Source organism: Peptostreptococcus sp. MV1 (assembly GCF_000758885.1).
Lineage (GTDB): Bacteria > Bacillota > Clostridia > Peptostreptococcales > Peptostreptococcaceae > Peptostreptococcus.
Genome location: NZ_JRNB01000081.1, coordinates 1 through 6439 on the forward strand (window position 1 = coordinate 1; position 6439 = coordinate 6439).

Annotated in this window: 7 protein-coding genes and 1 pseudogene; all 8 read right to left on the reverse strand. The window is 31.3% G+C overall.

What is annotated here, in order from left to right:
• Positions 1–182 precede the first annotated feature (182 nt).
• A complete protein-coding gene (locus tag HMPREF1639_RS05955; protein ID WP_036764414.1) occupies positions 183–800 on the reverse strand; it encodes a DNA alkylation repair protein in 618 nt (205 codons plus the stop codon).
• A 472-nt stretch (positions 801–1272) separates the two neighbouring features.
• Complete coding sequence (locus HMPREF1639_RS05960) at positions 1273–1770, reverse strand: GNAT family N-acetyltransferase (protein WP_036764424.1); 498 nt, start codon at positions 1768–1770, stop codon at positions 1273–1275.
• Positions 1771–1849: 79 nt separating this feature from the next.
• Positions 1850–2359: pseudogene (locus HMPREF1639_RS05965) on the reverse strand (hypothetical protein); the annotation flags it as partial.
• A 233-nt stretch (positions 2360–2592) separates the two neighbouring features.
• Positions 2593–4071 carry an ABC-F type ribosomal protection protein Lsa(C) gene (gene lsa(C) / locus HMPREF1639_RS05970; protein WP_036764415.1) on the reverse strand — a complete coding sequence of 493 codons (1479 nt, stop codon included), beginning with the start codon at positions 4069–4071 and terminating at the stop codon, positions 2593–2595.
• Positions 4072–4099: 28 nt separating this feature from the next.
• The gene (locus tag HMPREF1639_RS05975) at positions 4100–4420 is read right to left on the reverse strand and encodes a TfoX/Sxy family protein (protein WP_036764416.1); all 321 of its coding nucleotides are present in this window, start codon (positions 4418–4420) and stop codon (positions 4100–4102) included.
• Positions 4421–4441: 21 nt separating this feature from the next.
• Positions 4442–4870, reverse strand: a complete 429-nt coding sequence (locus tag HMPREF1639_RS05980) for a VOC family protein (RefSeq protein WP_036764417.1) — start codon at positions 4868–4870, stop codon at positions 4442–4444.
• 26 nt (positions 4871–4896) lie between these two features.
• A complete protein-coding gene (locus HMPREF1639_RS05985) occupies positions 4897–5514 on the reverse strand; it encodes a DNA alkylation repair protein (RefSeq protein ID WP_036764419.1) in 618 nt (205 codons plus the stop codon).
• Between the two features lie 39 nt (positions 5515–5553).
• Positions 5554–6090 (reverse strand): phospholipase D-like domain-containing protein, encoded by a 537-nt coding sequence (locus tag HMPREF1639_RS09100; RefSeq protein WP_330371701.1) that lies wholly within the window; start codon positions 6088–6090, stop codon positions 5554–5556.
• Between the last annotated feature and the right edge of the window lie 349 nt (positions 6091–6439).

Genomic DNA, 6439 nt, shown 5'->3' on the forward strand with positions numbered 1-6439 from the left:
GCCCTTAAAATCATTGAAAATGGCTTTATTGCTTAATTAGGAGTGCCACACTTTCAACATGAAGCGAGTGAACACTAAGTATGTCAAATAGCTACGTTCGTATGTAGGAACATATCCATGAACTTTTTAACGATAGCTTAAGGTTATCGTTAAAAGGTATTACCTCGACAAACTGGAAGTTGTCAGCTTACAAGCTTACTCGCTAACTTGTACACTTGATTTATTTCTTTACTTTCTAACTTCCAATTATAAAGTTCCTCTTTAATTAGCTCTGGAAATTTTTTACTAATATCTCTCAAAGCATTTCCAACCGACTTTCTGACATATTCACTCGTATCTTCTTTCAATGCAGCAATTCGTCTGATAGCTTCATTTGGATTATCTTTGAAATATGGTCTGCTCGTCCATATTCTTAATCCCTCTGTTACTGCTCTCCTTGTATTAGGATTATTATTTTTTAACCATTCATCAATTACTGGAAGTGCTTTTTCATATCCTATTTTCTTACAAAATTCATCAAATGCCTTTGCCAAGACTTCCTGAACTCTCCAATTATCGTCTTTGGAAACTTCATCTCGCATAAATGCTAAAATATCATCTTGTTCTGATAAATATCCAAAAAGAAATACACCATACATTCTTACTTGATAGGTATCAGATTTATATGCTAAAAACGCCAAATTTTTAGCATATTCATTATCATAAAATTTATAATCGGTTAAGGCTCTTTTCTCTTCCTCTTTGAAACCATTTTCTATCAAAGAAAATTCCTTTTTTAAACTCGCAATATATTCTTTCAAGTAGCCTCATCTCCTCGCTAAATTCCAGTTATATCTCCGATATTTACTTTTGTATTTCATTAGCCGTTAATTTTCTTACCTGCATATTGGGATATTCTTTATATTCTAATACTCGAAAAACAGACTCCGTTGATTCACAGATTTTATCTTTATTTTTTCTCATATAAACTCGAAAGTCATCGTAATCTGCAAAAATTTTGTATTATACTCTGCCATTTTTACTTTTGATTTCATCGATCCCACAAGACTTTTTCGTTGTATAGTCGGCAGTTCTTAAATACAATTTTGCTATTCCCAATGATTTGAACGGAAAATTCCATCTTTGCAATCCTCGCTTGGAATCATGTTCAATGCAGATACATCGCCGGCAAGTACCGCAAATATACTGCATATGATTTTCCAAGCAGTCTAACGGATTCAATAAAGAGTTACACTATTGTCTGATGAATAGCATTCTTCGCACATTTTTGTTCTACCTCTCATTTTTATAAATAAATCTTACTTCACGAAACTCTTTACCACCAATAGTGTCATCCAAATATTCCTCTGTTTGGAGAAACCCCAAATGTTCGTAGAAATTTTTAGCTGTTATATTGTCATCAAGTACCCACAAGAACAGTTCATCAAAACCTAGCTTTTTAAGTTCTAAAATAGAAGTTTCAAGAAGCTTTTTCCCGTAGCCCTTTCCCATATATTCAGGAAGAAAATATATAGAAATAATTTCACCACAATCAGGAAACTGTTCAAAACGAGACTTGCAGAAACTGCTTGTGCCGATATATTTTCCATCGACAATACAAACAAGTGTCTTCCATCCAGGTATATCAAAATTTTTTGACCATCTTCCCTCAGGAATTGAATTAAGATATTCTTGTGGAATTATCCCTTTATAGGCATATTTCCAACTTTCTTCGTAAATTTTGCTGATAGCCAATCTATCATCTGAATTTGTTATATATCTAATTTCCATTTGTTGCACTTTTCCTATCACTCCCTTATACAAAATTCATATTTTTCTTCCCAGAACAATTTGACAATCTGGGAGTTGTTCATTTATGATACTCATTAATTTTGTTTCTATGTTCATTCAGAAGTAATTTTGAATAAACTTTTTCATTCTTTGATTCTCTAACTTCTTTCCAAAGTATAGATGCGACTTTTAATTTATTAGAATAATTGTTGCTGCATTCATCTGTACAAAAATCTTTTAGAAATTGATTCCATTGACAAACCGAATTGTCATACTTGGCGTAATCTGACTCTCCATAATATATTTTTATCATATCTTGGATCGTAAATTTTATATCGTTATCCCTTTTTACTTTTCGCCAAGCCGTTGCCATATCAGCATTAAATTTAAACGGGCTAACGCCTGTTACAGCTGAAAAATAATCTCTAAATTTTTGGTTAAAAGAAAAGCCACAGTTAAGTAACGGAGTCTCTAAGGTTATAACTTCGGCTTGACTTTTCTTACCTTTACTCAAAAATTTTTCTACTCTATTTCCCTTGAAATATTGTTCAATAATGTAGTTCAATTCTTTCTTCGTACATCTATACTGAAACCATTTTCTATCAAAGAAAATTCTTTTTCCAGTTCAATGATATATTCATTCATTTATTTCCTCCTTATATCCTCTCAAGTCGCACAACGCTCTCCAAGTGGCTTGAGTGAACACCAAGTATGTCAAGTAGTTACATTCGTATGTAGGAACATATCCATGAACTTTTTAACGATAGCTTAAGGTTATCGTTAAAAGGTATTACCTAGACAGACCGGGAGTTGTTATTTAGTTTATAATCGTATTATTTTATTAGCTATATCCTTTACAAACCTCTTATCGTGTTCCACAAATATGAGTGTAGGTTTTGCTTCTTTTATAATTTCCTCAATCTGTATTCTTGATATTACATCTATATAATTCAGTGGTTCGTCCCAAACAAATATATGAGCTGGCTTTGATAAACTTACAGCAATTAAAACTTTCTTTTTTTGTCCATCGCTATACTTCTTCATATCCATTTCAAATAATTCTCTTGCAAAATCTAATTTTCTAAGAATTGTTTTGCACAATGTTTCATCAACACCTTGCTTATGAATATACTCATTCAGGCTTCCTGTTAAATTAGATGTATCTTGAGGAATATATGATATTTTTAAATTATTTGCTAATTTTACATCACCTGAATACTCATGATTTAGATCTAATAAAATTTTAATCAAGGTTGATTTTCCGCTACCATTACCCCCATATACAGCCATTATATCACCTTGCTTTATCTCAAAACTTACATTACTTAATATCTGCCTTTCTCCATAATATGATGATAAATCGCTAACTGATATTAGAGGATTTTTGTGGTGATGTAATGGATGCAATAATAAACTTTCCTTTATTTCAATATCTTTTAGTAAACTCTGTTTTTCTTCTATTGCCTTGTTTTGTCTATTCTCCAAATTCTTAGATTTTTTCATCATCTTGGCTGATTGATGACCTATATGTCCTTTGTCTGGTTTTACACCTGATACTTTCACACCATTTTTAGTATTTTCAATTTTATCAGACCAAATTTGACTTTGTCTTGCAGCCTTTTTTAATCGTTTAATATCTTTTCTTAATCTCTCATTTTGACTAATTTCAAATTGGTCTTTCATCACTTTGTTTTCATACCATGATGTAAAATTTCCCGATTGGACATCAATAGAATTCCTGTTAATAGAAATAACATGATTGATACAACCATCTAAAAAATCTCTATCATGAGATATAAGCAAAAATCCTTTTTTACTTTTCAGATATTCACTTACAATTTTTCTTCCGTCCATATCTAAATGGTTTGTTGGTTCATCAATAAGTAAAAAGCCATCTTCTCTTGTAAACAAAATAGCTAAAAGGATTTTTGTTTGTTCTCCTTTAGAAAGCGTTTCAAACTCTCTGTAAACAAGGTTCTCATCTACATTTAGCAAATTAAGTTCTCTAAATAATTTCCATTCTTCCTCATCTGATATTAGTTCTTTATATAACTCAATTCCTAATTTTGAAGTATCACTTAAATTGGGCGGGAATTTAATAAAGTCAACACTTTTGCAAATTTTACCTTGATAAGTTTCTTGATTTAAAAGTAACTTAAATAGAGTTGATTTACCAATTCCGTTTCTTCCTATTAGCCCTGTTTTCCAGTTGGTATCAAATGAAAATGAGATATTTTCAAATATAGGTTTTACATAGCCATAATATGAAAAAGTGAGGTTTTCAATTTTAATTGTTGACACAAAAACACCCCCTCAAATTCAAATTCGATTATTTCTTTTTCTTTGGTTTGGGTGCAGGTAATTCATCATACATTGAATTGAATAAGCCGGTTAAAAAATCTTTGTTGTCAACATTATCTACCAATAGCATTTCCTTTGCTCCATCATATGGTACCTCGTACTTTGCATTTGGCATATATGCTATTGCAGATTTAACAGGCTTCACCAAAAACCTATCATCATAAATTCCACCCACAATTTTTCCGCGATAATAAACAATATATTCGCCCATCATTGATCTATATGTTATTTCTTCCAAATCGGATAGTTGTTCTAAAATGAAGTTTAAATATTCTTTACTTGAAGCCATTTTTTCTATCTCCCTTAATTACTAAAATTTCAATAGTCCGTTTTCGTCAAACTTAAAATTTGGACCCCATGAAACTTCCCAATAGTATCCATCTAAATCCGAAAAATATGCGTGATATCCACCCCAAAAAACTTCCTGTGGCTCTTTTACAATTTTTCCACCTGCTTTTCTTACTAATGCAATTACAGTCTCTACATCTTCTTTATGTTCAACATTGTAGGCTAATGTAATTCCTGAAAATCCATTCCCTTTTGGTGGATTATTTTCATCAATATCTTTTGCTAATTGTTCCAAAGGAAATAGTTCAAACTTTGTTCCCGGAGTATCAAAAAAGCATACTGACGGATTATTTTCTCTGCAATCAGTCTTATATCCTAAACCATCTCTATAAAACTTTATTGACCTTTCCATATCTTTCACACCTAAACAAATACAAGTAATCTTGTTCATCGTTACCTCCTATGAATTCTTATTTGTCATACAATCAATTTACTTGCCAACTTGTAAACTTGTTTTATATCTTTACTATTAATATCCCAACCATCAAGCTCTTCTTTAATTAACTCTGGAAATTTTTTGCTAATATCCCTCAAAGAATTGCCAACTGATTTTCTAACATATTCACTGGAATCATCTTTTAATGCAGCAATTCGTCTGATAGCTTCATTCGGATTATCTTTGAAATATGGTCTACTTGTCCATATTCTAAGTCCCTCTGTAACTGCTCTCCTTGTATTAGGATTATTGTTTTTTAACCATTCATCAATTATTGGAAGTACTTTTTCATATCCTATTTTCTTGCAAAATTCATCAAATGCCTTCGCCAATACTTCCTGAACTCTCCAATTATCATCTTTGGAAACTTCATCTCGCATAAATGCTAAAATATCATCTTGTTCTGATAAGTATCCAAAAAGAAATACACCGTACATTCTAACTTGATATACATTGGATTTATAAGCTAAAAATGCCATTCTTTTACTATGCTCATTATCATTAGATTTGTAATCGGCAAAGGCTCTTTTTTCTTCCTCTTTGAAGCCATTTTCTATCAAAGAAAATTCTTTTTCTAAACTCGCAATATATTCTTTCATGCAGCTTCTCCTCCTAGATAAATTTCAATTTGTCTTTGTTTAAAAATAAATCCCATTATATAATTCCATAAACTCTTTAGCAAACTTTGTTACAAGTTCATGATCAAGCGCAGTAGCTAAGGTTTCTTCATTATTATTAGCTGTTGGTGTCCAATTATATGAGCCATGCATTACATAGTCCATATCTATGATACAAAACTTATTATGCATACGGTTATATCCTCTACTTCCAAATCTCGGAATGACCACAACATCGAACTTATTTTCTTTAAGTTTTGAAATCATATTTTCATTTGAGTCTTCCTGCGAAACTATTATTCTTACATTTAATCCTTGCTTCTTTTTTACTAATAACTCTTGATAGATAGCTTCATTAGAAAACCATGCAACAGCTGCCCAAATTATAAATTTAGCATCTCTAATACCCTGAATAACTTTCTCTTGAATTGCATCANAAACTACATTATNCTCTGTTACTTCATCTGGTTTATCAACTANCTGTNGNCGTATTTCAACATGNTNTAACGCATAATCNTCAGATTCCTCATATACATACTTTACTAACTCTTCTAGAATTTTCTATCATATTTCAATACTTCTTTCAGAATCTTAATGAAAGCACTTCTATCTATTAATATCACCTTTCTTTATANATTTACCACTCTTAANCCTTTNATCNTTTGGTTTTTCAGCATCTGNAGGAATANCCCAATATGATCCAATCTTTGTGGCACCAGATATACGTCCCTCTGTGCAGAGGANCTGTATTCTTCTAACTNTAATACCACATTTTTCTGATGTTTGCTTTATTGATAAATATTTCATCATAATCTCTCCGTAAATAATTTTACAGTTACACTCATTAGTAATAGTATATTCTAAACCACGAATAAAATCAATCTGCAAGTATAAAAAGAAGTCCACC